Source organism: Novosphingobium sp. MBES04, assembly GCF_000813185.1.
GTDB classification, from domain to species: Bacteria; Pseudomonadota; Alphaproteobacteria; order Sphingomonadales; family Sphingomonadaceae; genus Novosphingobium; species Novosphingobium decolorationis.
Window position 1 is genome coordinate 2132280 of sequence record NZ_DF850488.1, and the last position, 25753, is coordinate 2158032.

A 25753-nucleotide genomic window follows, 5' to 3' on the forward strand; every position below is an offset into this window, starting at 1 on the left:
ATTCCGGCGGGTCGGGAGACAGGGAACAGGCAGGCGTCCTTTGGGATGCCTGCCTTTTTTCGTGGGACGGGCGGCCGCGCGCGGATCGGGGCGCTACGGCCTGTTCCCCTTTTCGCAAACTTGGGCTATCCGCGCGCCATCATGACCACGATCCAGACCCTTTACGCCGCCTTTGCAGGCCACCTTTCGACCGCACTCGACGCGCTGGAAGCCGCCGGAACCTTGCCGGGCGAACTGAAGCGAAGCGCGATCACGGTCGAGCCGCCGCGTGATCCCTCCCACGGGGACCTCGCCACCAACGCGGCGATGGTCCTGGCCAAGCCTGCCAAGATGAAGCCGCGCGACCTTGCCGAGGCGCTCGTCGCCGAGCTTTCGAAGCTCGATGCGGTGACCTCTGCCGAGATCGCGGGACCGGGCTTCATCAACCTGCGCCTGGCACCTGCCGCGTGGATCGACGAGTTGGGCGCGATGGCCGCGCTGGGCGCCGACTACGGCCGCTCGACCCTGGGCGGGGGCAGCACGGTCAACGTCGAGTACGTCTCGGCCAACCCGACCGGCCCCATGCACATGGGCCACTGCCGCGGCGCGGTGGTCGGCGATGCGCTGGCGACCCTGCTCGAATACGCGGGCCACAAGGTCATCAAGGAATACTACGTCAACGACGCGGGCGCGCAGGTGCAGGTCCTCGCCCGTTCGGCGCACATCCGCTACCGCGAGGCGCTTGGCCTTGGCGAGGCGGTGATCCCCGAGGGGCTCTACCCGGGGGATTACCTCAAGCCCGTCGGCGCGAAGCTCGCCGAAGAGTTCGGCGACCAGTACGCCGAGGCGCCCGAGGCCGAGTGGCTGGCCCTGTTCCGCGTCAAGGCGGTCGCCGCGATGATGGACATGATCCGCGCCGACCTTGCCCAGCTGGGCATCCGCCACGACGTGTTCAGCTCGGAAGCCGAGCTGCAGGCGAGCGGCAAGCCCGACGAGGCCGAGGCGTGGCTGCGTTCCAAGGGCCTTGTCTACGACGGCGTTCTCGAAGCGCCCAAGGGCAAGACGCCCGAGGACTGGGAGCCGGTTGAGCTGCCGCTGTTCAAGTCGACCCAGTTCGGCGACGATCAGGACCGCCCGATCAAGAAGTCGGACGGGACCTGGACCTACTTTGGCGCCGACCTCGCCTACCACTTCCAGAAGGCGCAGAGTGCCGACGCGCTCGTCGACATCTGGGGCGCGGACCACGCAGGGACGGTCAAGCGCATCAAGGCCGCGGTCAAGGCGATGACGGGGGCAGAAGGCGAGGCGACTCCCTTCGAGATCAAGCTGGTGCAGATGGTCCAGCTCCTGCGCGACGGCGAGCCGGTGAAGATGTCCAAGCGTTCGGGCAACTTCATCACCATCGCCGACATGGTCGAGGAAGTGGGCAAGGACGTGGTGCGCTTCACCATGCTCACCCGCAAGCCCGACGCGCAGATGGACTTCGACTTCGCCAAGGTGGTGGAGACGAGCAAGGACAACCCGGTCTTCTACGTCCAGTACGCCCACGCGCGCATCCAGTCGATCCTGCGCAAGGCCAAGGCCGATCTCGACACCGTCGCTTCGGCCGAGCACGTCGCGCTGCTGGGCGAGGACGATCTGGAGCTGGCCAAGCTGCTCGCGCAGTTCCCGCGCGTGATCGAGGCGGCCGCCGCCGCGCGTGAACCGCACCGCGTGGCCTTCTACCTCCACGATCTGGCGGCCGCGTTCCATGGGTATTATAACCTGGGTAACGACAGTCCGGAAAAGCGGATTGTTAACGCATCGGACGTTAACCTTACATCCGCGCGGCTGTTCCTGGCCGTGCAGGTGGGGCAGATCATTCGCAACGGCCTGGCGCTTCTGGGCGTCGAGGCCGTGGAGGAAATGTGATTTATGACGCATGGGGCTTCGGACAGGACTGAGGACGGCATGTCCGCGGCAAATGGATCTGGCCTGGGTGCGGGCGCAGGTGCGGGAGGGGCCTGGACCTCGGCCAATGGCCTGGGCACCGATCCCCAGACGCCCGGTGCCGAACCCGACCCCTTCGGTCCGGATCCCTTCGCTCCGGATACCTTCGGCGAGGAGCACGATCCCTTCCCCATGCCCGGCGCCGCCCCGGCTGCAGGTGTGGCGGCGAGTTTCGGCACGGCCGCTCCTGCTGCGTCCGAGAGCGCTGGCGAGCTGGACCTGGGCGATGGCGAGATGCGCCTGCCCTGGCTCGAAGGCGACGATGAGGACTACGAGGACGAACGCGGCGGGATGGGCCAGACCACGATCCTGCTGCTGGCCGCGCTCGTGGCGATTGCGCTTCTGGGCGGCGGTATCCTGTGGGCGCTCGCCGGGCGTTCGGGTGAGGAACTCGTCGCCGATGGCGGCGTGATCGAGGCGCCCGAGGAACCCTACAAGACCCGTCCCGAGAATCCCGGCGGCGAAGTCGTGAGCGGTACCGGCGACACCAGCTTCGCGGTGGCCGAAGGCGAGTCGCGCACCCCCCAGATCGCCGAGGAGGAACTTCCCCAGCCCGGCTTCGGTGGCCTGGAGGACGAAGAGCCCAGTGCCGCCGCGGCCCAGCCCCAATCCAATCCCAAGCCCGCGCCTGCCGCCAAGGCCGAAGAGCCCGCCGCACCGAGCGGCGTGGGTGTCCAGGTCGGCGCCTACACCTCGCGCGAAGGGGCGGAGAAGGGCTGGCAGACGCTGAAGGGCCAGTACGCGCCCTTTGGCGAGATGAACCACCGTGTGGTGCAGGGCCAGGCCGACATCGGCACGGTCTACCGTCTCCAGGCGGTGCCGGGCGATCTCAAGGCGGCCAGAGCGCTCTGCGCGAACATGCGCGGCGCAGGTCTGGCCTGCCAGGTCAAGAACTGAGCGGAGCATCGCGGGGGGCGGGGGCGGCGTATCCGCCTCGCGCTCGTCCACACATCGTGCGTGGGCCTTGCTTGCCTGCGCGCGCGGATTGGGCGATAAATCGGCATGGTTCCTGCGATTTTCGGCCTTTCGGGGCACGTCCTCACGGCGGATGAAGCCGCCTTCTTCCGCGACGCCGATCCGGCCGGCTACATCCTCTTCGGGCGCAATGTCGCCGACCGCGCCCAGCTGCGCGCGCTGACCGATGCGCTGCGCGATCTGCATGGCCGCGAGGATCTCTTCATCTGCATCGACCAGGAAGGCGGGCGCGTCGCGCGCATGAAGCCGCCGGTCTGGCCCGCCTATCCGCCGGGCGAGGTGTTTGACCGCGTGTACGATCACGCGCCCGCCACCGCGATCGAGGCGGCGCGCGCCAACGGCGAAGCGCTCGGGCTCGATCTTGCGCAAGCGGGCATCACGGTCGATTGCCACCCCTCGCTCGACGTGCGCCAGGCAGGCGCGCACGATGTCATCGGTGACCGCGCCTTTGGCCATGATCCGATGCGCGTGGCCGCGCTTGGCCGCGCAACGCTCGACGGGCTGGCGCGCGCGGGCGTGGTGGGCTGTATCAAGCACATCCCCGGCCACGGACGCGCTCTGGCCGACAGCCACAAGGAGCTGCCCACCGTCACCGCCAGCGCAGAGGAGCTGGAGGCGGACCTGCGCCCCTTCCGCACGCTGGCGCACGCGCCCATCGGCATGACCGCGCACGTGCGCTACACCGCATGGGATGCGGACAATCCGGGCACGCTCTCACCCTTCGTGGTGCAGGAGATCATCCGTGGGCGCATCGGCTTCGATGGTCTGCTCCTGACCGACGATCTCGACATGGAGGCGCTTTCGGGCTCGGTGCCCGAACGCGCGGCGCGCGCCATTGCGGCGGGCTGCGACATCGCGCTCAACTGCTGGGCGAAGATGGACGACATGGTCGGGATCGCGAAGGCACTGCCTGCAATCACGCCCGAAGCCCGTGCGCGGCTGGAGAGGGCCATGGCCTCCTGCCCCGAAGGTGCGGGGACCGGCGATCACGCCGCGCTCGTTGCCCGGCGCGAGGCGCTTTTGGCGCAGGGCGTCGCCTGAGGCGTGGCCGGGGACGGCGAACCTGCGCCTTCGCGCGGCGAGCCCCGCGGATCGGGCCCGCGTGATCCGGTTGGGCGTGACCCCGGCATCGCGCTGGGCGAAGCCGAGGCGGTGTGGGACGCGGTCTCGCCCGCCGAGCAGCGCCGCCAGGCGCTCTACATCGAGATCGAGGGCTGGGAAGGGCCGCTGGACCTCCTGCTCGATCTCGCGCGGCGCCAGAAGGTGGACCTGCGCCGCATTTCCATCCTCGAACTCGTCGATGCCTATCTCGATTACATCGACACGGCGGGCGAGATGCGTCTGGAAATCGCGGCGGACTACCTCGTGATGGCGGCCTGGCTCGCCTATCTCAAGTCGTCCTTGCTGCTGCCCAAGGAGGAACAGCCCGATCCCAGCCCCGAGGAACTGGCGATGCGCCTGCAACTGCGTCTCCAGCGCCTGGGCGCCATGCGCGAGGCGGCGGCCCGGCTGATGGGGCGTGACCGGTTGGGGCGCGACGTTTTTCCGCGCGGTGCGCCCGAGGGGCTGCGCGTGGAGAAACGCAACGCCTGGCAGTGTTCCTGGCTCGACCTCGTGCGGGCCTATGGCGATGTGAAGCTGCGCGCGCAGCCCGCCGTCCATCTCGTGCGCGAGCGCATGGTGATGAGCCTCGACAGCGCGATTGCGCGGGTCTCGGCGATGGTGGGCGTTGCCCTCGACTGGATGGAACTGCGCGAATTCGTGCCCCCTTGCAAGGAGGACTGGGCCGATCCGCAGCTGCGCAAGTCCGCGCTCGCCTCCAGCTTCGTCGCCGCGCTCGAACTGGCCAAGGCGGGCAAGGTCGAACTGGTGCAGGAGAGCGTCTTCGGGCCGCTCCAGGTGCGGGCGCTGTCGACATGAGCGCGCCGGATAGTCCTGTGCCCGACGATATGGAACGCGCGGTCGAGGCGACGCTGTTCGCCGCCGAGGCGCCGATGACGGCCGAGCAGATCTCCCGGCACCTGGGCGATGGCGAGGTGCGTCCGGCGCTTAAGGCGCTCCAGGCGCATTATCAGGGGCGCGGCATCCAGCTTGTTGAGCGGGGGCGCCACTGGCACTTCGAGACAGCACCCGACCTGGCCCACCTCCTGCGCCGCGAGAAGGAGGAGGTGCGCCGCCTCTCGCGCGCGGCAACCGAGGTCCTGGCCATCGTGGCCTACCACGAGCCCGTCAGCCGCGCCGAGATCGAGGCGATCCGCGGCGTGCAGACCGCCAAGGGGACGCTCGACGTGCTGATCGAGGCGGGCTGGGTGCGCACGGCGGGGCGCCGCGAAGTGCCCGGCCGGCCCGTGATCTACGCCACGACCGACGCATTCCTGGCGCATTTCGGACTGTCTTCGCGCAAGGAATTGCCAGGACTTGACGAATTACGCGCCGCGGGGCTGCTCGAAGCGGTCGATGATGCTATGGTAGAGGATGCATTGCGACCCGGAATTTCAGCGGAAACCCAAGAAGGTGACCGTCCTGCGACCGAACCGGGTCTAAACGATGACAGGCTTTCAACTTAGTTGGAAAACGCCTAGATGACCCGTGAAGGGCCGGAATCGGTCGCACGTATTTTTGGAGTTGGGATAATGGGTAGCTTCTCGATCTGGCACTGGCTGATTGTCCTGGTGATCGTGCTCGTGCTGTTCGGTCGCGGCAAGGTCTCCGAAATCATGGGTGACTTCGGCAAGGGCATCAAGAGCTTCAAGCAGGGCATGAACGAGGACGAGGACGAGGCCAAGCCCGCCAAGTCGGACGCCAAGCCCGCGCAGATCACCTCGGCCGACCCCGCGCCCAGCGCGAGCGAAACCACCAAGAGCGACCAGGCCTGAGCCTGACGGCCGGATACGGCTATGCTGGATATCGGAGCCACGGAACTCCTGATGGTCGTCATCGTGGCGGTCGTCGTCATCGGGCCCAAGGACATGCCCCTGGCGATGCGCACGGCTGGCCGCTGGATCGGCAAGTTGCGCAAGGTCACGGGGCACTTCCGCGCCGGGATCGACGCGATGGTACGCGAAGCCGAGCTCGAGGAGATGGAGCAGAAGTGGCGCGAACAGAACGAGGCGATCATGAAGGCGGCCCCCAAGCTGCCGACCGCCGAGGACATGGAAGCGCCGCGCAAGGCCAAGACCGACGCGGAAAAGGCGAACAACGTCGAGGGTGACGCCCCGGCAGAGCCCGAGGCGCTGCCCGCGCCCGAGCCGGCCTCCACGCCCTCTGGCGAAGTCTCTGCGCCGGAAACCACGTCCGAGCCCCAACCCGTGCCGGCCTCCGACCCGGCCCGCCCCGCGTCCTGATCGAGCATTCGCGCCATGGCCTTCAAGATTTCCGACATCGACGATTCGCAGGCTCCCCTGCTCGATCACCTCGTCGAACTGCGCGCGCGCCTGGTGCGCGCGTTCCTGGCCTTTGGCGTTGCCTTCGGCATCTGCTTCTATTTTGCCGACGACATCTTCGGCTTCCTGGTCCGCCCGCTGACCGCCGCCTTCCCGGCGGGCGAGGGCAAGCTGATCTACACCAAGCTCTACGAAGCCTTCTTCGTGGAAGTGAAGATCGCGGTCTTCGCCGCCTTCTTCTTCAGCTTCCCGGTGATCGCCAACCAGATCTGGGCCTTCATCGCACCGGGCCTCTACGCCAAGGAAAAGAAGGCCTTCCTGCCGTTCCTGATCGCCACCCCGATCCTGTTCACGATGGGCGCGGCGCTGGCCTACTACGTGGTGATGCCCACCGCCTTCCACTTCTTCCTGGGCTTCCAGGGCAGTGCAGGCGGGCTCAAGCTCGAGGCGCTCCCTGGGACGGGCGACTACCTCTCGCTCGTGATGCAGTTCATCCTCGCCTTCGGCATCAGCTTCCTGCTGCCCGTGCTGCTGATGCTGCTCAACCGCGCCGGGATCGTCAGTCGCGTCCAGGCCGTGGCCGCACGCCGCTACGTCATCGTCGGGATCTTCGTGGTCGCCGCGATCGCGACCCCGCCCGACGTGATCTCGCAGGTCCTCCTCGCGGTGCCGCTGCTGCTCCTCTTCGAAGGCACGCTGCTGCTCATGTGGTTCACCGAACGCCGCGATGCGAAGGTCGCGCAAGATGATCCGGTCGAGGCTGCGGCGGAGTAAGCGTTCCAGAGGTCCAAGAGAGTTATTCCGAGGGCCATTGCCCTCGGGCTCCCCGAACTGCCGAGCTTACGTCGCGCCCGCTGCCCTGGCCGAGATCGGTGAGGTCGCCGAGTTTGGGGTCAAGGGGCGATGGCCCCTTGAAAATAAACTTCGCACTACCGCCCTTCCTGGCCGTCCTCTTCTTCGGGCCGCAGCGCTTCTTCGCTTTTCGCGCTCTCTTCCGCCGCCCAGGCCTGCTGGCCGCCGATCCAGGTTTCCTTGACCGTGAGGTCACGCAGGGCCTCGGGGCTGACCGTCATCGGGTCCTTGTCCACGAACAGGAAGTCCGCGCGGTAGCCCTTGGCGATGCGCCCCAGGCGATCCTCGGCGAACATCGCGTAGGCCGCGCCTGTGGTGTAGGCGGTGAGCGCCGCTTCGCGTGAGATCGTCTCCTGCGGTTGCCAGCCGCCCAAGGGCTGGCCGTCCGCGCCCTGCCGGGTCACGGCAACCGCCATGCCGGTGAAGGGGCGCGCGGGTTCGACAGGCGTGTCCGAGCCAAAGGCGAGCGTGGCCCCTGCATCGGCAAGCGACTTCCAGGCATAGGCTCCGGACAGGCGCGCTGGGCCCAGGCGCGCTTCGGCCATGGCGCGGTCGCTCGCCTCGTGCTGGGGTTGCATCGAGGCAATGGTGCCGTGCGCGGCAAAGCGCGCGATGTCGGCGGGATCGAGGATCTGCGCGTGTTCGATGCGCCAGCGCCGGTCGCCGGTGTAGGTCGAGGACAGTTCCTCGAGCGCGTCGAGCACGACCGCGTTGGCCTCGTCGCCAATGGCGTGGACCGCGACCTGGAAGTGGTCGAGCGCGGCGCGGCTCATCATGTTGGAAAGCTGGGTCTGCGAGAGAAGCGGCAGGCCGCGTGTTTCGGGATCGTCGGCGTAGGGCTGCTTGAGCCAGGCCCCGCGCGAGCCGAGCGCGCCATCGAGGAACAGCTTCACGCCGCTGAGGCGTAGGCGGTCGTCGTAGACCCAGGCCGAGGGGCCGGGCCCGCCGATCAGCTCCATGTTGGCAATCGAATCGGCGTAGGAGACGATGCGCACGCGCAGCCGTCCGGTGTCGCCCGCGCGGCGGAACGCCTGCCAGTCCTCGATGCTGGTGCCCATGTCGGCAACCGCCGTGACCCCGTTCCTGAGGAAATCGAGCTGGGCTTCGGCGAGCGCAGCGTCGCGGTCCTCGGGACGCGGGGCGGGGAGCTTGGCCGCGACCAGCTTGGCGGCCGCATCGACAAGAACGCCCTCCGGCGCGCCCGAGGCGGTGCGCGCGATGCGTCCGCCCTTGGGGTCCTTGGTCTTGGCGGTGATGCCTGCCGCTTCGAGCGCGGCGGTGTTGGCCCAGCCCCCGTGCGCGTCGATGCGGGTCAGCCAGGCAGGCTTGCCGCCGGTGACGCGGTCGAGTTCGGCGGCGGTAGGTAGACGGCCCAGACCCCACTCGACCTCGTTCCAGCCCGTGCCCAGGATCCAGGGCGCTTCGGGGTGGGCGGCGGTCCAGGCCGCGATGCGCGCGAGCGCCTCGTCGAGCGAGTGTGTGGAGGACAGGTCGAGGGTCAGCTTGGAAAAGCCCAGCATCATGACGTGCGTGTGCGCGTCGATCATGCCCGGGACCACCACCTGGCCCTCGCCGTCGAGGCGGTAGTCGGCGTACTTGGGGCGCTTCTCGCCCTCGTGGTAGACCTCGGCGACGTGGCCGTCCGGCGCGATCAGGAAGCCGTCGAAGTGCTCGATCCCGCCCTTGCCGTCGGGCGAGAGCCCTTCAATGTTGTCGATGAGCGTGCCGGGGACCGGCTTTTCGACCTCCTCGGCCTTCTTCTTCTTGCGGGCTTCGGCGGGCACGGCGACGAGCGCCGTTCCCAGCATCGCGGTCAGAACCGCACGGCGAGCGAATGTCACGGACGGCTTTTCCTCGGCAGCCGCTTGACGATGGCGCTGGTGTCGAGACGTCCCCCGCCCATCGCCTGGATCTCGGCGAAGAACTGGTCGACGAGGCCCGCGACGGGGAGCGAGACGCCAAGGCCCCGGCCTTCCTCGAGGCTGAGCCCCAGGTCCTTGCGCATCCAGTCGATGGCGAAGCCGAAGTCGAATTCGTCCGCGTCCATCGAGGACCAGCGGTTGTCCATCTGCCAGGACTGCGCTGCGCCGCCCGAGATTGCCTCGTAGACCTTGTCCATGTCGAGGTGGGAGGCCTGCGCGAAGCGGACCGCTTCGGCAAGGGCCGCGATGTTGCCCGCGATGCAGATCTGACAGGCCATCTTCGCGGTCTGCCCCGCGCCCGCCTTGCCGACGTGGACGATACGGCTGGAGTAGGCCTCCATGACAGGGCGGGCGGCCTCGATGGCCGCATCCCGCCCGCCGCACATGAGCGTGAGCGTGCCCTGTTCGGCGCCGATCTGCGAGCCGGTCATCGGCGCGTCGACACACTGGATCTGGAGGTCGCGCGCTTCCACCGAGATCTGGCGGGCGATGCGCGCCGAGACGGTGGTGTGGTCGATGAAGGTCGAGCCCTTGCGCATCGTGCGAAAGGCCCCGTTGGGGCCGAGCACGACGTCGGCCAGATCATCGTCGTTGCCCACGCACGTGATCACCACATCGGCGTCGAGCGCGGCGTGCGCGGGGTTGGCCGCGACGCGCGAGGCAAGGCCCGGGTTCTCCTCCTGCCAGCGCTTGAGCCGGTCGGGGGAGCGGTTGTAGATCGTCAGTTCATGGCCCGCTTCGGCAATGTGCCGCGCGATTTCGCCGCCCATCACCCCAAGGCCGATGAAGGAGACCTTGCGCGGTTCCACGGGAGGCCGCTCCGGCGTGGTCTCCGCGCCGGTCTGCGGCTCTTCGGCGTGTGCATCACTCATCTGTTCGGTCATGGCCTTGTCCTTAACGTGTTTTGGCCAAATGCAAACCGTCGTGCGACGGCGCTGCGCCCAGTCGAGAGGATAGGCGGCCCTTTGCCGCCTTTCAATTCCCCGGTAATTCCTTTAGGCGCCCCCGGATGGAACAGCCTGTATCGAAGCCTGCCGAAACGGCCGCAGACGCGGTCCTGACCCTCGATGATGTCCGCGCGGCATCGGGGCGCATTTCGGGCAATATTGTCCGTACGCCCACGATGCGCAGCCAGACGCTCAGCGAGATTACCGGCGCCGATATTTGGCTCAAGTTCGAAAATCACCAGTTTACCGCATCTTATAAGGAGCGCGGCGCGCTCAACGCGCTCATGCAGCTGAGCGAGGAGCGCAAGAGCCGCGGCGTGATCGCGGCCTCGGCGGGCAACCACGCGCAGGGGCTGAGCTACCACGGCACGCGCCTGGGCATCCCGGTCACCATCGTCATGCCGCGCACGACTCCGCTCGTGAAAGTCATGCAGACCGAGAGCGTGGGCGGCAAGGTGGTGCTGGAAGGCGAGAGTTTCGACGACGCCTATGCCCACGCGCGCAAGCTGGAGGCCGAGCACGGCTACACCTTCGTTCACCCCTTCGACGATCCGCACGTCGCGGCCGGGCAGGGCACCGTGGCGCTGGAGATGCTGGAAGACGTGCCCGATCTCGACACGCTGGTCGTGCCGATCGGCGGGGGCGGCCTCAGTTCCGGGATGGGCACGGCCGCGCGCGCGCTGAGGCCCGAGATGAAGATCTACGGCGTCGAGGCGCAGCTCTACCCTTCGATGTATAACGCCCTCAAGGGCATGAACCTGCCGATCGGCGGTGACACGCTGGCCGAGGGCATCGCGGTGTTTTCGCCCGGCGCGTTCACCTCGCGCACGCTGAAGGGTCTGCTCGACGACATCCTGCTGGTGAGCGAGCCCAAGATCGAGAGCGCGCTGGCGCTGCTCCTCCAGATCGAGAAGACGCTGGTCGAGGGCGCGGGCGCCTGTGGCCTGGCCGCGCTGATGGACAACCGCGACCTGTTCAAGGGCCGCAAGGTCGGCATCGTGCTGTCGGGCGGCAACATCGACACGCGCCTGCTCGCCAACGTGCTGCTGCGCGACCTGGCCCGTTCGGGCCGTCTTGCTCGCCTGCGCATCGGCCTGCAGGACCGTGCGGGCGCGCTGTTCAAGGTCGCCAAGGTGTTCCACGAGCAGAACGTCAACATCATCGAGGTCTTCCACCAGCGCATCTTCACGCATCTTCCCGCCAAGGGGCTGGTGACCGAGATCGAGTGCGAAGCGCGCGATTCGGCGCAGCTCGACGCGCTGATCGCCGCGCTTCACCGCGAGGGCTACGAAGTGCGCCGGGTCGAGACCGACTGAACTTCGCGTCCGGACTTTCGCCGGGGTGAACGCCTGGCCTCGCACGGCCACCTGGGTGTGAATACTTGGGGTGATACCCGGCCCGATCCGGGACAAGGCTCCGGGATGGCGTGAATTTCGCGCGATCCCGGGGGCGCTTGCGCCACTTTTGTGGTTAAAACACTTTCAACGGCGGATACGCTTCGGCATATTTGCCGGAACAAGGGGCCGCCGTGGTGCCTTGATCGACCACGCAGGTAAGAAACAAGAGGACGCAGCGCCCCCGTGACGGCACCGGTTCGATTTCCCCGCTTCTTCGTGACCAGCCCCGCGCCGTGCCCCTATCTGCCGGGCCGGAGCGAGCGCAAGGTGTTCACGGAGCTCAAGGGGCCGCACGCGGATTCGCTCAACGATGCGCTCAGCCGCATCGGCTTTCGCCGCAGCCAGACCGTCGCCTATCGTCCCTCCTGCATCGACTGCAGCGCCTGCATCTCGGTGCGCGTGGTCGCCAGCGAATTCGCCGCCTCCTCTTCGCAGAAGCGCGCGCTCAAGGCGAACGACGATCTGGTCGTCACCGTCTGCCGCCCCTGGTCCACCAGCGAGCAGTTCGAACTGCTCCAGGCCTATCTCGCCGAACGTCACCCCGAAGGCGGGATGACCGCGATGGACGAGATCGACTACGCCGACATGGTCGAGCATACCCCTGTCACCAGCTACGTCGTGGAATACCGCGAACCGTCCGAGGACGGGGTGACGCCGGGCCGCCTTGTCGGCGCCTGCCTGACCGACCGCCAGTGCGACGGGCTGTCGATGATCTACAGCTTCTATGACCCGCAAAGCCCGCGCAAGGGACTGGGCAACTTCATCATCCTCGACCACATCCGCCGCTCGGTGGAGATGGGGCTGGGTTATGTCTACCTCGGTTACTGGGTCGAAGGCTCGGCGCGCATGCAGTACAAGGTGCGCTACCGCCCGCTTGAAAAGCTGGGCCGCGCCGGGTGGGAGCGCATGGCTCCTGAAGACCAGGACCGCCTCATCGCCGATGCGGTTGCAATCCCCGCAAGGAAGAGGGCCTCGGCACCACGATGGGCAAGGACGGGATGACCGCCATTTCGCGCGACTGAGGCGTCGGTTCGGGGTTTTGCGAAGAATTGCGGGATTGAAGGGCGCGAATCCTGGCGCGATCGTCCGTGGCCCACTGTATCTGCACGTTTGACTTCTGCCTGCGCAGAAGAACTTGAAGGTACGGTGCCGACCCCTTGCCGTCATTTGGGCAGTGGGTCACAAGTTCATTCCGGTCATCTTGGAATGGACAGGCGATGAGAGCGAAGCACTTTCTCCAGATTTACAACCAGGTTGCACTGGCCGTTTTCCTCACATGCGGCCTGGTTTTCCTCGGCGCGATTGCTGTCGCATGGTGGAATTCGACGCAAGGGGAGTTGATTGAGGAGCCGTGGGACACGGCGAGCGCGACATCGCCCGCCGGAGAAGAGTTCGAAACCTCACAGGGGACAATCACGGTCTACAAGTCCAGATCGCCAGATGATCCCGAAGCGGTCCGAAACGTCCGGTACGTGGCCATGTCTTCGGGCAAGATCGCAAGGATCACAGACGACACGAACGCGTCTGTCTATGGTGAAAGGGGTGTCGGCGAACTCGGGCGCGTGGCTCTGGTCAAGACCGGGATGCGCCAGGACAGGCCCGTCTTCGACATCGTCTTCATCGCTTTTCCCGAGCTGGACAGGCATGTGATCGCGAAGTCCGTGGACGCGCTCGACACCGTGCAGAAACTGGACGATTCTCTTTTCAGTGCGATTATCTGGGACAGCGTCGAGGACGCGCGCTTTGTCATCGTTGATGCGCACGCGGGCGCGATACGGGACACGCGCAGCCTCAACTTTCCAGATACCCGGCGGACATCGGGCGATAGCTAGGCGCCGCGCTGTTCGGGTCAGATCCCTGCGGACCACGCCAATGCGTAGCCAGTCGGGCTTGGCGTGGCCGTCCGCCCGTGTTGACAAGCCCGCGTGCATTGCCTCTTGGGGCGCCATGACGACCAACTCCCGACTTCTCTTTGGTAAGGTGCGCTGATGCCCCATGGCTGGATCATTCTCGACAAGCCGGTGGAGCTGGGCTCCACGCAGGCCGTCGCCGCGGTCAAGCGCAACCTGCGCGAGGCGGGCTTCAACGTGAAGCTCAAGGGCGGGGTCAAGGTCGGCCATGGCGGCACGCTCGATCCGCTGGCCTCCGGCGTCCTTCCCATTGCGCTGGGCGAGGCGACCAAGCTGACGGGCCGGATGCTCGATGCGGACAAGACCTACCTCTTCACCCTGCGCTTCGGCGAGGAGACCGACACCCTCGATGCCGAGGGCAAGGTGATCGCGACGAGCGATGTCCTGCCCAGCGCCGAGGAGCTGGCGGCGGTCCTGCCGCAGTTCACAGGCCCCATCACCCAGGTCCCGCCCGCCTATTCCGCGCTCAAGGTCGACGGCAAGCGCGCCTATGATCTGGCGCGCGCGGGCGAGGAAGTCACCCTTAAGTCGCGCGAGGTGACGATCCATGCCCTTGAGATCCATGGCTTCGATGCCAGTGACGGGGTGACCTTGCAGGCGCAGGTCTCCAAGGGCACCTATATCCGCAGCCTCGCGCGCGACATCGCGCACGCGCTGGGAAGCTGCGGCACGGTGACGATGCTGCGCCGGATCAAGGCCGGGCCCTTCGACCTCTCGGGGGCGATTTCGCTGGACAAATTGAACGAAGTCGGTAAGGGCGCGCCTCTTGAGCAGTTACTCTTGCCGCTGGAGGCGGGGCTGGACGACATCCCGGCCATCGACCTCGACCCGGAGCAGGCAAGGGCGGTCCGACAGGGCCGCGTTCTGACCGGGATGCCCCAGGATGACGGGCTCTACTGGGCACGGCTGGAAACCATTCCGGTCGCGCTGGTGGAGCTTTCACACGGCGAAGTCCGCGTGGTCCGGGGGTTCAACCTCACAGATGTCGCGGAGTGAATGACATGACGGTTACTGCCGAAAAGAAGACGGAAATCATTACGGACAACGCCCGCGTTTCGGGTGACACCGGATCTCCGGAAGTTCAGGTCGCGATCCTCACCGAGCGTATCCGCAACCTGACCGAGCACTTCAAGGCTCACCACAAGGACAACCACTCGCGTCGCGGTCTTCTCGCCATGGTCAACAAGCGTCGTTCGCTGCTGGCCTACCTCAAGAAGAAGGACGTGCAGCGTTACAACGACCTGATCCAGAAGCTGGGTCTGCGTAAGTAACAGCCAAATGTTTCGGCCCGCCTCTGGCGGGCCGTTTCATATTTCCGGCCGGCGTACGGGACCTATCCACCTGCGTTCCCCGTTATGCTAAGGAAGACCCCGCCGGGGCCGGATGGCCGGCCCGGGCACCGAAATAGACAGGTATCCTCGCAATCCGGCGAGGGGCCTTCGGGGCATGACAGGCCCCGTACCGGACCGGGACGGCATCCCCGGCAGTAAATCCCGCAGGCAATAGGGCCGGCGGGCTGAGGAATATTCTATGTTCGACGTCAAGACCGTATCGATGGAGTGGGGCGGCAAGACCCTCACTCTCGAAACCGGCCGCATCGCCCGCCAGGCGGACGGTGCCGTTCTCGCCACCTACGGCGAAACCGTGGTGCTCTGCGCGGTGACCGCCGCCAAGTCGGTGAAGGAAGGCCAGGACTTCTTCCCGCTGACCGTGCACTACCAGGAAAAGTTCTCGTCGGCGGGCCGTATCCCCGGCGGCTTCTTCAAGCGTGAGCGCGGCGCGACCGAAAAGGAAACGCTGACCAGCCGCCTGATCGACCGTCCGGTGCGCCCGCTGTTCCCCGAAGGTTTCTACAACGAAATCAACGTCATCTGCCAGGTTCTGAGCTATGACGGCGAAACCGAGGCCGACATCGTTGCGATGATCGCCGCTTCGGCTGCGCTCACCATCTCGGGCGTGCCCTTCATGGGCCCGATCGGCGCGTGCCGCGTCGGCTTCGAGGATGGCGAATACACGCTCAACCCCAAGCAGACCGCCGCGCTCGAGAACGGCCGCCTCGACCTCGTCGTCGCCGCCACCGGCAACGCCGTGATGATGGTCGAATCGGAAGCCAAGGAGTTGACCGAGGACGAGATGCTGGGCGCCGTCATGTTCGCGCATGACGAGTGCAAGAAGGTCGTCGACCTGGTCATCGACCTTGCCGAGCAGGCCGCCAAGGAGCCTTGGGAAATCGACCTGTCGGACAACACCGCCGACATCAAGGCGAAGCTCAAGAAGGCCGTCGGCAAGGACGTTGCCGCCGCCTACAAGCTGACCGACAAGTCGGCCCGTTCGAACGCGCTCAACGCGGCGCGCGCCAAGGCCAAGGAAGCTTTCGGCGAGGAATCGGCGCAGACCCAGATGGTCGCCATCAAGACCATGAAGAAGCTCGAAGCCGAGATCGTTCGCGGCGCCATCCTCAAGGACGGCACCCGTATCGACGGCCGCAAGCTCGACCAGGTCCGCCCGATCGAATCGATGGTCGGCTTCCTGCCGCGCACCCACGGTTCGGCGCTGTTCACCCGCGGTGAAACGCAGGCGATCTGCACCACGACGCTGGGCACCAAGGACGCCGAGCAGATGATCGACGGCCTCGAAGGCCTGTCGTATTCGTCGTTCATGCTGCACTACAACTTCCCGCCCTACTCGGTCGGTGAAGTGGGCCGCTTCGGCGCGCCGGGCCGCCGCGAAATCGGCCACGGCAAGCTGGCATGGCGCGCGCTGCACCCGGTGCTGCCCGCCAAGGAAGACTTCCCCTACACCATCCGCATCCTCTCGGACATCACCGAGTCGAACGGTTCGTCCTCGATGGCGACGATCTGCGGCGGCTGCCTCTCGATGATGGACGCGGGCGTTCCGCTGGCACGTCCGGTTTCGGGCATCGCCATGGGCCTGATCCTCGAAGGCGATGACTTCGCGGTTCTCTCGGACATCCTGGGCGACGAGGATCACCTCGGCGACATGGACTTCAAGGTCGCAGGCACCGAGAACGGCATCACCACGATGCAGATGGACATCAAGATCGCCGGCATCACCAAGGAAATCATGGGCAAGGCGCTCGAGCAGGCCAAGGCCGGCCGCGCGCACATCCTGGGTGAAATGACCAAGGCTCTGGGTTCGGCCCGCACCGAGCTTTCGGCCCACGCGCCGCGCATCGAGACGATCCAGATCGACAAGTCGAAGATCCGTGACGTCATCGGCACCGGCGGCAAGGTCATCCGCGAGATCGTCGCCGAGACCGGCGCCAAGGTCGACATCGACGATGAAGGCGTGATCAAGATCTCCTCCTCGGACATCAACCAGATCGAGGCCGCCAAGGCCTGGATCCAGGGCATCGTCGAGGAAGCCGAAGTCGGCAAGATCTACAACGGCAAGGTCGTCAACATCGTCGACTTCGGTGCCTTCGTGAACTTCATGGGTGGCAAGGACGGCCTCGTCCACGTCTCCGAAATGAAGAACGAGCGCGTCGAAAAGCCGACCGACGTCGTCAAGGAAGGCCAGGAAGTCAAGGTCAAGGTCCTCGAGATCGACAACCGTGGCAAGGTCCGCCTCTCGATGCGCGTCGTCGACCAGGAAACCGGCGAAGAGCTGGAAGACACCCGTCCGCCCAAGGCGCCGCGCGGTGATCGTGACGGCGGTGGCCGTGGCGGCGATCGCCGTGGCCCGCGCCGTGGTGGCCGTGATGGCGGTCGCGACCGCGGTCCGCGCGGTGGCAACGAGGGTGGCGATCCGGGCCACATGCCCGCCTTCCTCAAGGAAGACTGATCAGCACCTCGGAGCTGTCCGAACAAACCTGGAAAGGCCCTGCGAAAGCGGGGCCTTTTCTTTTGTCCTATGGACTTGTGAGGGGGGCTCCGGGCAGGGTATCTGCCCGAGTGGGGACACCAGGCAGGCAGGTAGGGGCAAGAATACCATGCGGGGATCGAGTGGGCGCAGGGCCCTGGCAATGGCCACCGGGATGGCACTGGCGCTGGGGTTGGCGAGCGGGGCGGGGGCAAGCGGGGACTTCGGCTGCACGCCAAGCTGGCGCCTGGGCCTCTCCGATTACGAGTGCGCCGGCGTTCCCTTCCTCTCGGCCCGCAACGATACCCGTACCAACCTGGCCTGGCTGATGATGGAGGCAGGGGGCGGTATCCCGAAGCAGGCCGGCACGCCCGTGAACTCCTGGGAAACCGCGCCGCTCGGCCATGTCTTCCTGACCTGGGACGCCATGCGCAGCGCTTTCTGGCCCGGCGTGCAGGCCGAGGAAGAGACCTGGCCACTGCCCGCCTACAGCGGCACCTTGTGCCAGACCCTGGCGAGTGGTGGCGAGGCTTTCGCCGCCGCCCTGGCCGGCACGCCATCCATTCCCGAGGCCGAACGCGGGGCGCTTGTCAGCGCGCGCACCAACCTGAAGGCGGCGTGTGACGGGACGCGGGAGGAGCCCTCCTGGCCGGCCTCCGTCACCAGCCCGGCAGGGCGCGATTATCTGGCCTACCTGAAGGGCGCGCGGGCCTTCTACGCCGAGGACTTCGGCTCTGCGCGGGCCACTTTCGCGGGGCTCGAAGACAGCGGGCAGGGCTGGGTGGCCGAGACCGCGCGCTACATGCAGGCGCGCACCGCGCTCGCCGCCGCGCAGGTGCCCGCCATCGACGAATGGGGCTGGTACGACAACACGAAGACCGATGCCGCGCTGGCCGCGCAGGGACAGGCCGCGCTTGAAGATTACCTGCGCAGCTATCCCGAGGGACGCTACGTGGCCTCCGCGCGGGGGCTCACGCGCCGGGCCTTCTGGCTGCGCGGCCAGCGGCCCGAGCTGTCCCGCGCCTATGGTGCGCTGCTGGCGCGGGAGAGCGCCGCGGATCCCGCAGCGGCCCACCTGATCGAGGAAATCGACACCAAGCTCTTCTTCGAGGTGGCCGGGGACGGGGACATCGACAGCGCGCTGAGCCTCGCGACCTGGGACCTTTTGCGCTTGCGTGCGAGTGAGCCGGTGATGTCCGAACGCCGCACTGCGCGTCTGGAGGCGGCGGAACTTGCTGCGCAGGCGCCGCACTTTGCCGGGCATCCCAAGCTCTACACCTATCTCCAGGCCGCGCAGGCCTTCCATGTCCAGCGCGACTATGCCGCCGTCCTGAAGCTCCTGCCCGACGATGCGCGCAAGGGGCAGTACACGCCGCTGGCCTTCAGCGCGCAGATGCTGCGCGGGCTTGCGCTGGAGGCCTTGGGCGATGCCAACGCGGTGGGCTTCTGGGAGCAACTGGCGAAGGGCGCGGACCCGCGTTTCCAGCGTCCGGCGGTCGAACTTGCGCTTGCCCACCACTGGGAGCGCAGCGGCGAACTGGCGAAGGTCTTTGCCGCGAAGAGCCCCGTGCAGGTGCCCGAGATCCGGGCCATTCTCCTGGAACATGTCGCCGACGGGGCGATCCTGCGCGCGCAGGCGAAGGCAGGCACGAGTAGGCTGGAACGCGAGGTCGCGGCGATGACGCTCCTCTACAAGGACCTGACGCGCGGGCACTTTGCTGACTTTGGGCGAGACCGGGCGTTGGTGCCGCAGGGGGCTGCGCGCGAGGGCTGGATCGGGGGATGGCTGCGCGATGCGGCCCGCGCAGTGCCGCTCGGCAGCTTCACGCACGGGCGCTGGCAGCAGGATTTCGCCTGCCCGGCGCTGGCCCAAACGGCGCAGGACCTGGCGCGCGATGCGTCCGATCCGGGCGCACTCCTGTGTCTTGGCGACTTCTACCGGCTCAACGATTTCGACAGCTACATGGCGGGTGAGCGCTGGCGCGGGCGCGAGGAACTGGGCGGCACGCCGTCGCGCTTTGCAGGCGAAATGACGGACCGCGCGGCGATCTATGCGCAGGTGCTGGCGGGTTCGCGCGCAAGTGCGGACGAGCGCGCCTATGCGCTCTACCGCTCGGTCATGTGCTACGCGCCCTCGGGCAACAATTCGTGCAGCACTGCCGATGTCCCGGAAAGCCAGCGCAAGGCCTGGTTCCAGCGCCTCAAGCGCGAGTACCCCAAGAGCCGATGGGCGACCAAGCTCAAGTTCTACTGGTAAGCCGCCGCGCGCTGTTGGGCGCTGGCGTGGCGGCGTTCGCACTGGTGGCCTGCGGGACACGCCGGGACGGCCCTCTCCGCGCGCGCGACTACGACGCCTTCTTCCTGTGGGCGGGCGTCGCACCTCCGCCCTGGCTGGGGGAGGCGTCGCGGGTCTACCTGCTGGCGGGCGAAGTACGCGCCACACGCCTCAGCGGCTACGTCCCCTTGCGCGCGGTTCCCCGCGTGACGGGGCCGCGCGTGTGGATGAGCGTGCGGGTCGAGCGGCTCGACTGGGAGGAGAGGCTCTACACAGCGGTGCTGGGCCAGCTCACCCGCTGGGCCGCGGCGGGCAATGCGGTGGAGGGCCTGCAGATCGATTTCGACGCTGCGACGCACGGGCTTGCCGGGTACGCGCAGTTTCTCGAAGGCTTGCGCGCGCGCCTGCCCGCGCGCTTCAAGCTGGGGATCACCGGGTTGATGGACTGGAGCGCGGGAGGTGCGGCGGATGCGCTCTCCAGCCTCGCCGACTGCGTCGATGAAATCGTGGTGCAGACCTACCAGGGCCGCGCGACGATTCCCGGCTACGAACGCTACCTGGCCTCGCTCGAGCGCCTTCGCCTGCCTACCGCATCGGGCTGGTCGAGGGCGGCGCGTGGCGCGCCCCACCTGGCCTGGAGGCCGGGGCGGGGTTTCGCGGCTACGTGGTGTTCCTGGTCGGCGGCGCACAGGCCGCCGAAGGCCCGCCTCAGGCGTAGGGCGGCTTGTGGCGTTCGCGCGGGCTCAGCGTGAAGATCTCGCAGCCATCCTCGGTAATGCCGATCGAGTGCTCGAACTGGGCCGAGAGCGACTTGTCGCGGGTCACCGCGGTCCAGCCGTCGTTGAGAAGCTTCACCGCCGGCTTGCCCAGGTTGATCATCGGCTCGATGGTGAAGAGCATGCCCGGGTGAATTTCCGCGCCGGTGCCCGCGCGCGCGGCGTGGACGACTTCGGGCGCATCGTGGAACAGACGGCCCAGGCCATGCCCGCAGAACTCGCGCACGACGCCGTAGCGGTGCGATTCGGCGTACTGCTGGATGGCCGCGCCGATGTCGCCGATGTGGTTGCCCGGCTTGGCCTGTTCGATGCCGATCATCAGGCACTCGTAGGTCACCTCGACCAGGCGGCGCGCCTTGAGCGAGGGCTCACCCGAGAAGTACATGCGGCTGGAATCGCCGTGCCAGCCGTCGAGCAGCGGGGTCACGTCGATGTTGAGGATGTCGCCGTCCTTGAGCGTCTTGTCCGACGGGATGCCGTGGCACACCACGTGGTTGATCGAGATGCAGCACGAATGCTGGTAGCCGCGGTAGCCGAGCGTTGCGGGAACGGCACCCGCATCGAGGGTCATCTCGCGCACCTTGTCGTCGATCGCGGCGGTGGTCACGCCCGGCTGCACCATGTCGGCGATCTCGTCGAGGATCTCGGCGGCGAGTCGTCCGGCCTTGCGCATGCCTTCGAACGCTTCTGCGCCATGCAGCTTGATGGTGCCGTCGCGAAGGACGGCTTGGTCGTCAGGTTCCACAGTCTGGTATTCGGTCATGCCCCTCCCATAGCGGGAGGGGGCGCGAAATGCGAGAAGATCTCAGTCCGGTATCGAAAAACTGGCGCGGTACTGCGGTTTGAGCGCGCGCATCACGGCGCCGTCGACGGGCAGGGTGATCTCGTAGCTGCCCTCGGCGTAGGGGCCGGCCTCGTAAGGCGCGATCTGGAAGCCGATGCGGTCGAAGGTGGCGCCGTTGGAGGAGCCGAGCAGCACCGTCTGGCGCACGGGATCGATGCACTCGCTGAAGGTGCCCTCGGGGTCGAGCGGGCCGCCGCGCCTCTCGATGCGCTTGTCATCGAGCGCCTTGCAGAAGCGCGTGCGCAGGGCGCCCGAAAGCGCCTCGGGGCTGGTGAAGAGGTCGGTCGCGCGCTGGAGCGTTGCGGTCTTGCGGTTCCAGACACGGGCATCGAAGCCGCTCATGCCGTGGGCGCCGCCGGTAAAGGTGTAGAACTCCGAAGACAGCGAGAGCCAGTCGGGCAGGTCGGTCACCACCTGCCAGTTCGCCCCGAAGCTGTGGGGGTGAAATGGATAGCCGCTTTTCTCCGCCTCCTCGCGGTCGCGCCTGGACGCGCTTGCAAGCTCGGCCCGTGCCGCGCTGCGGCGCGCCTCGAACCAGGACCTGAGTTCGGGGATGGCCGCGGCCTTCGCCGGGTAGGAGAACTGGAATTCGTACGAGTCGGTGTCTTCCTCGAGGTTGAGGTCCGCGACATCGACGGTGGGATCGTCCACCTCGGGCGCGGAGGCGCTGGCCTCGTCCTGCGGCGCGGACGGGGCCGCGGTGTCCGAGGCCGTGGGCGGGCTTGCCGTTCCACCTGCGTCCGGGGCCGCGGCCCCGCTGCATCCGCCGGCCATCAGTGCCAGTGCTCCGGCGCATCCCAGTGCCAGCTTCGCGCGCATCGTCCTTAATCCCTGTCCGGTGTTTGTAGTGCCCCGTAAGGCGCTGAAGAGGGACCATGAAGCACGCGGCGACCTGAATCCAGCCTGAGCGTTGGCGCGCGGGGAACCACGCGCGCCTGCGAAGTGGGGGTTGGGGGGACTCCGCACGGCCGGGCGCGCATTGGGCAATTGCCCTTTGCCGGACCTGCGGTCTAGATAAGCGCCATGAGCGACAAGAACGCATTGATCCAGCCCGACCGCGGCCAGAACGCGGTTTCCCTCCACCTCGTCGACAAGGACGGTCTCGACGCCTTCCGCAAGGGGCTCAACGCCGCCCAGCGCACCGCGCTCGAGGCGCAGCGTTTCGAGGGCGATGCGGGCAGCCATGCCATTCTTCCCGACGGCGAGGGCTGGATGGCCGTTGCCGGTGTCGCCGATGCCGGCAAGCTTTCCAGCTGGTGCATGGCCAGGCTGGCCGAGACGCTGCCCGCAGGCACCTACCGCCGCATCGGCGGCGAGCCGGGCGCGGCGATGTTCGGCTGGGTCACGGGCCAGTACCGCTTCGACCGTTACGTCTCCGAACCCAAGGAAGAGGGCCCGCGCGTGCTCCTCACGAGCGAGGTCAAGGCGATCGAGCCGATCCTCGCCGAAGCCGAGGCGGTCATGCTGGTGCGCGACCTTGTCAACACGCCCGCCGAGGACATGGGACCTGCCCAGCTCGAGGCCGAGGCGGAGAACCTGCACAAGGCCTATCGCGCCGAGATCCGCGTGACCCGGGGCGACATGCTCGAACATGATTTTCCGATGGTCCACGCCGTGGGGCGTGCCGCGGCGCGCAGCCATGCGCCGCGCATGATCGAGCTGGAATGGGGCAACCCCAGGCACCCGCGCATTGCCATCGTGGGCAAGGGCGTGTGCTTCGATTCGGGTGGTCTCGACGTGAAGCCGAGTGCGGGCATGCTGCTGATGAAGAAGGACATGGGCGGCGCGGCCCACGCCCTCGCTCTGGCGCGCCTCATCATGCAGGCGCAGCTGCCGGTCCGTCTGCATCTGCTGGTCCCGGCGGTCGAGAACGCGATTGCGGGCAACAGCTTCCGACCGGGTGACATCCTGAAGTCGCGCGCGGGGATCTCGGTCGAGATTGGCAACACCGACGCGGAAGGGCGCCTTGTCCTGGGCGATGCGCTGGCACGCGCGGGCGAGAACGAGCCCGAACTGGTGATCGATTTTGCGACGCTGACGGGGGCTGCACGCGTGGCGCTGGGCCCGGACCTGCCCGCGCTCTTCGCGCGCGAGGATGCCACGGCCAATGCCCTGCTTGAAGCGGGAATCGCCACCGACGATGCCTGCTGGCGCCTGCCGCTTCACGAAGGGTACCGCGAGTACATGAAGTCGGACATTGCCGATATCAACAACGCAGGTTCCGGCGGGGGCTTTGCAGGTTCCACCACGGCCGCGCTGTTCCTCGACCGTTTCGTGCCCAAGGGCGTGGACTGGGTCCACTTCGACACCTTCGCATGGCGCCCTTCGGCCAAGCCCGGCCGCAGCAAGGGCGGTGCGGCGCTCGGTCTTCGCGCGGCCTGGAAAATGCTCCGCAACCGCTATGAGGAGGCCGGTTAACGGCGTGTAACTCTCTGTTTATCAGATGTTTCCAGACGTGGTTACCGCATCGTTAGTTATGTGAGATCAAAGTCAGGGGATGGCGATTCGGATTAGTCCCCGCGTGTCCAACACGCAGGGACAAGGAGCCATCCATGACATTCGAACCGACAGGAGCATTCCACGAGGTCGCCCTCGATGACCTGTTCTTCTCGACGACCGATTCCAAGGGGGTCATCGAGCAGGCGAACCAGGTGTTCGTCGAAATGGCGCGTCTTGAACGCAAAGATCTGATCGGCGCGCCGCACAACCTCATCCGCCATCCCGACATGCCGGGCGGTGTCTTCCGCCTGATGTGGGAGACGATCGGGGCCCGCCGCGCGTTCAGCGGCTACGTCTTCAATCTGGCGGGTGACGGCAGCAGCTACTGGGCGCTGGCGACCGTCTCGCCGCTGGGCAAGGGCTATATCTCGGTGCGCGCGCGCCCGATCGACCTGGGCATTCGCGATGCGGTCCACACCGTCTACGAAGCCGCCCGCGAGGCCGAGGTTCAGGCCATGGCGCAGGGCGAGAGCGCGGGCCGCGCGGCGCGTATCGGCGAAGAGGTGATCCTCGCCGAACTCGAGAAGCTGGGGTACCCAAGCTACGAGGCGTTCCAGAACGCCTTTCTCCCGCGCGAGCTGGAGCTGCGCTTCCAGGCCGGCGTCACCATTCCGACCCGTCCGTCCGCGACCGGCGGCGCGCGCGCGCTGCTCGACGCGGGGGCCGCGATCGAGGGGCAGGTGCGTACGCTGGCAGACGCACTCGCCAACGCCGACCATCTGGCTGAAGCGCTCGACGCGCGGGTCGCCAAGGCGGTCCATAGCCTGGGGCGGCTGGAAGAGGCGGTTGCCAACGCGCGCTTCGTCGTCACCGGCAATGCCAAGGTCGAGCCGCACGTCGCCAAGGCCGCCCCGGCGCTGGAGGACCAGTGCCACAAGGTCGCGGCAACCATGCAGGGCGTGCTCGATGCGGTCGATCAGACCTGCGTCCAGCGCCACGGCCTGCGCGCCTCTGTCAGCATTGCGCAGCTTCAGGCCGAATCGGTCTGCCGCTTCGCCGCCGACACGATCGACGGGCGCGAGGACCCGGAAACGTCGAGCGCGGCCACCCAGACGCTGGTCCAGGCGCTCGAGAACGGGATCGATTCGATGCACACCAGCCTCGACGATGACCGCGACCAGGCCCGGCACATGGCGGCGCAGATCAAGGCCACCGAGAGCACGCTCAAGGTCACTACCCTGTTGCTGCGCAAGTGGCGCAGCCTGATCGAGAAGTCGGACATTCGCCATGAAATGGAAGCCCTTCTCCCGGTCCTCGACGACGCGCTGGCGGGTCTTGTCGACGAACTGGCGGGGCTTCACGATACCGCCGAAGCCTTCGCAGGCGGCGTCGTGGCCTTCGAGAGCGCCGAGCTCCAGCGCAGCCTCGATACGATTCTCTCGCTCAACACGGTTGCCGCCTGAGACGCTCGGGCCCGACCTTTTCCCTATCGAACCATCTCTCGCGCCGAGCGCTGCCCCTGAGAGTGCGCGCAGCCGGGCCGAGACACAGCTTTCAAGGATTTACACCATGGATTTCGAAGCCAAGCTCGCCGAACTCATGACCATCAACGGCGCCATCGCCGCAGCACTCGTCGACAGCGCGAGCGGCATGACCATCGCGACCGTCGGCGAAATGCGCGACGGCGGGGACCTCGATCTTGCCGCGGCGGGCAGCAGCGAGGTGATGCGTGCGCAGATGAACGTGCAGGACCTGCTCAAGCTCAACGACCCGGTCGAGGACATGCTCATCACGCTGGGCGAGCACTACCAGCTGATCCGCCCGCTCACTGACGATTCGGGCGCGGGCCTGTTCGCCTACCTGCTGCTCGACCGCAAGCAGGCCAACCTCGCGCTTGCCCGTATCAAGCTGCGCTCGGTCGAAGCCGAACTCGCGATCTGAACCTGACCGAACCGCCCGGCGCTCTTCGAAAGCGCCGGGCCACGCGTCCCTGCGTGAGGGAGGGGGCCGCATGACTGGACATGCGGCCCCCGACTTGTGCGTGGTTTCCGGGGGCGCTTGGAAAAGCATAGTATTCCAAAAATGATGTATCCGAGGGCCATCGCCCTCGGGCTCCCCATACCCGAAACCTCAAGGCTCTCGCGCCGAGCTTGCCGAGACCGTTGAGGTCACCAGTTCCGGGGTCAAGGGGCGATGGCCCTTGGAAAAGTTCCCCTTCTTCCGTTCTTGCCCTTTTCGGGTTT

23 protein-coding genes are annotated in these 25753 nt (G+C 67.1%); 19 read left to right on the plus strand and 4 right to left on the minus strand.

The window, feature by feature from the left end:
* The first annotated feature begins 141 nt into the window (after positions 1-141).
* From argS to tatC, 8 genes are all read left to right on the plus strand, one after another.
* Positions 142-1890 (plus strand): arginine--tRNA ligase, encoded by a 1749-nt coding sequence (gene argS, locus MBENS4_RS09425; RefSeq protein WP_039392126.1) that lies wholly within the window; start codon positions 142-144, stop codon positions 1888-1890.
* 3 nt (positions 1891-1893) lie between these two features.
* Complete coding sequence (locus MBENS4_RS09430; protein ID WP_242404852.1) at positions 1894-2865, plus strand: SPOR domain-containing protein; 972 nt, start codon at positions 1894-1896, stop codon at positions 2863-2865.
* A 105-nt stretch (positions 2866-2970) separates the two neighbouring features.
* The gene (nagZ, locus tag MBENS4_RS09435) at positions 2971-3984 is read left to right on the plus strand and encodes a beta-N-acetylhexosaminidase (RefSeq protein WP_039390366.1); all 1014 of its coding nucleotides are present in this window, start codon (positions 2971-2973) and stop codon (positions 3982-3984) included.
* Between the two features lie 93 nt (positions 3985-4077).
* A complete protein-coding gene (locus tag MBENS4_RS09440; protein ID WP_239026613.1) occupies positions 4078-4863 on the plus strand; it encodes a segregation and condensation protein A in 786 nt (261 codons plus the stop codon).
* The gene (scpB, locus tag MBENS4_RS09445; protein WP_039390368.1) at positions 4860-5510 is read left to right on the plus strand and encodes an SMC-Scp complex subunit ScpB; all 651 of its coding nucleotides are present in this window, start codon (positions 4860-4862) and stop codon (positions 5508-5510) included. The genes MBENS4_RS09440 and scpB overlap by 4 nt, the downstream gene beginning before the upstream one ends.
* A 66-nt stretch (positions 5511-5576) precedes the next feature.
* On the plus strand, positions 5577-5819 hold the full coding sequence (locus tag MBENS4_RS09450; protein ID WP_039390370.1) for a twin-arginine translocase TatA/TatE family subunit: 243 nt from the start codon (positions 5577-5579) through the stop codon (positions 5817-5819).
* 21 nt (positions 5820-5840) lie between these two features.
* Positions 5841-6287, plus strand: a complete 447-nt coding sequence (gene tatB / locus MBENS4_RS09455) for a Sec-independent protein translocase protein TatB (RefSeq protein WP_039390372.1) — start codon at positions 5841-5843, stop codon at positions 6285-6287.
* A gap of 15 nt (positions 6288-6302) precedes the next feature.
* Positions 6303-7100 (plus strand): twin-arginine translocase subunit TatC, encoded by a 798-nt coding sequence (tatC, locus tag MBENS4_RS09460; protein ID WP_039390374.1) that lies wholly within the window; start codon positions 6303-6305, stop codon positions 7098-7100.
* Between the two features lie 155 nt (positions 7101-7255).
* On the opposite strand, the gene MBENS4_RS09465 is transcribed toward tatC, so the two are convergent.
* Together MBENS4_RS09465 and MBENS4_RS09470 are read right to left on the minus strand one after the other, a co-directional pair.
* Entirely contained in the window at positions 7256-8986 is a 1731-nt protein-coding gene (locus MBENS4_RS09465; RefSeq protein WP_084592142.1) for an amidohydrolase, read from the minus strand.
* Between the two features lie 29 nt (positions 8987-9015).
* Positions 9016-9984, minus strand: coding sequence for an NAD(P)-dependent oxidoreductase (locus MBENS4_RS09470; RefSeq protein ID WP_255352646.1), 969 nt, complete (start codon positions 9982-9984; stop codon positions 9016-9018).
* 125 nt (positions 9985-10109) lie between these two features.
* On the opposite strand from MBENS4_RS09470, the gene MBENS4_RS09475 reads away from it, so the two are divergent.
* From MBENS4_RS09475 to MBENS4_RS09510, 8 genes are all read left to right on the plus strand, one after another.
* Positions 10110-11363, plus strand: coding sequence for a threonine ammonia-lyase (locus MBENS4_RS09475; protein ID WP_039390375.1), 1254 nt, complete (start codon positions 10110-10112; stop codon positions 11361-11363).
* 264 nt (positions 11364-11627) lie between these two features.
* Positions 11628-12446, plus strand: a complete 819-nt coding sequence (locus tag MBENS4_RS09480) for an arginyltransferase (RefSeq protein ID WP_039390377.1) — start codon at positions 11628-11630, stop codon at positions 12444-12446.
* A gap of 215 nt (positions 12447-12661) precedes the next feature.
* On the plus strand, positions 12662-13276 hold the full coding sequence (locus tag MBENS4_RS09485; protein ID WP_039390379.1) for a hypothetical protein: 615 nt from the start codon (positions 12662-12664) through the stop codon (positions 13274-13276).
* A gap of 156 nt (positions 13277-13432) precedes the next feature.
* Positions 13433-14350 (plus strand): tRNA pseudouridine(55) synthase TruB, encoded by a 918-nt coding sequence (gene truB, locus MBENS4_RS09490; RefSeq protein ID WP_039390380.1) that lies wholly within the window; start codon positions 13433-13435, stop codon positions 14348-14350.
* Positions 14351-14355: 5 nt separating this feature from the next.
* Positions 14356-14625, plus strand: coding sequence for a 30S ribosomal protein S15 (gene rpsO / locus MBENS4_RS09495; protein ID WP_039390382.1), 270 nt, complete (start codon positions 14356-14358; stop codon positions 14623-14625).
* Positions 14626-14884: 259 nt separating this feature from the next.
* The gene (gene pnp / locus MBENS4_RS09500) at positions 14885-17158 is read left to right on the plus strand and encodes a polyribonucleotide nucleotidyltransferase (RefSeq protein WP_039390384.1); all 2274 of its coding nucleotides are present in this window, start codon (positions 14885-14887) and stop codon (positions 17156-17158) included.
* Positions 17159-17339: 181 nt separating this feature from the next.
* Positions 17340-19433 carry a hypothetical protein gene (locus tag MBENS4_RS09505; protein WP_052322156.1) on the plus strand — a complete coding sequence of 698 codons (2094 nt, stop codon included), beginning with the start codon at positions 17340-17342 and terminating at the stop codon, positions 19431-19433.
* A gap of 26 nt (positions 19434-19459) precedes the next feature.
* Positions 19460-20203 (plus strand): DUF3142 domain-containing protein, encoded by a 744-nt coding sequence (locus MBENS4_RS09510; protein ID WP_199904363.1) that lies wholly within the window; start codon positions 19460-19462, stop codon positions 20201-20203.
* On the opposite strand, the gene map is transcribed toward MBENS4_RS09510, so the two are convergent.
* On the minus strand, positions 20160-20990 hold the full coding sequence (map, locus tag MBENS4_RS09515) for a type I methionyl aminopeptidase (protein WP_039390386.1): 831 nt from the start codon (positions 20988-20990) through the stop codon (positions 20160-20162). The genes MBENS4_RS09510 and map overlap by 44 nt on opposite strands.
* Before the next feature lie 42 nt (positions 20991-21032).
* Positions 21033-21890, minus strand: coding sequence for a PdaC/SigV domain-containing protein (locus MBENS4_RS09520; protein ID WP_039390388.1), 858 nt, complete (start codon positions 21888-21890; stop codon positions 21033-21035).
* Positions 21891-22094: 204 nt separating this feature from the next.
* On the opposite strand from MBENS4_RS09520, the gene MBENS4_RS09525 reads away from it, so the two are divergent.
* The 3 genes from MBENS4_RS09525 to MBENS4_RS09535 all read left to right on the plus strand — a co-directional run bounded on the left by MBENS4_RS09525 (position 22095) and on the right by MBENS4_RS09535 (position 25451).
* Entirely contained in the window at positions 22095-23489 is a 1395-nt protein-coding gene (locus MBENS4_RS09525; RefSeq protein WP_039390390.1) for a leucyl aminopeptidase family protein, read from the plus strand.
* A 134-nt stretch (positions 23490-23623) separates the two neighbouring features.
* The gene (locus MBENS4_RS24050; protein ID WP_052322157.1) at positions 23624-24973 is read left to right on the plus strand and encodes a PAS domain-containing protein; all 1350 of its coding nucleotides are present in this window, start codon (positions 23624-23626) and stop codon (positions 24971-24973) included.
* A gap of 106 nt (positions 24974-25079) precedes the next feature.
* Entirely contained in the window at positions 25080-25451 is a 372-nt protein-coding gene (locus tag MBENS4_RS09535) for a hypothetical protein (RefSeq protein ID WP_039390392.1), read from the plus strand.
* Positions 25452-25753: the final 302 nt, after the last annotated feature.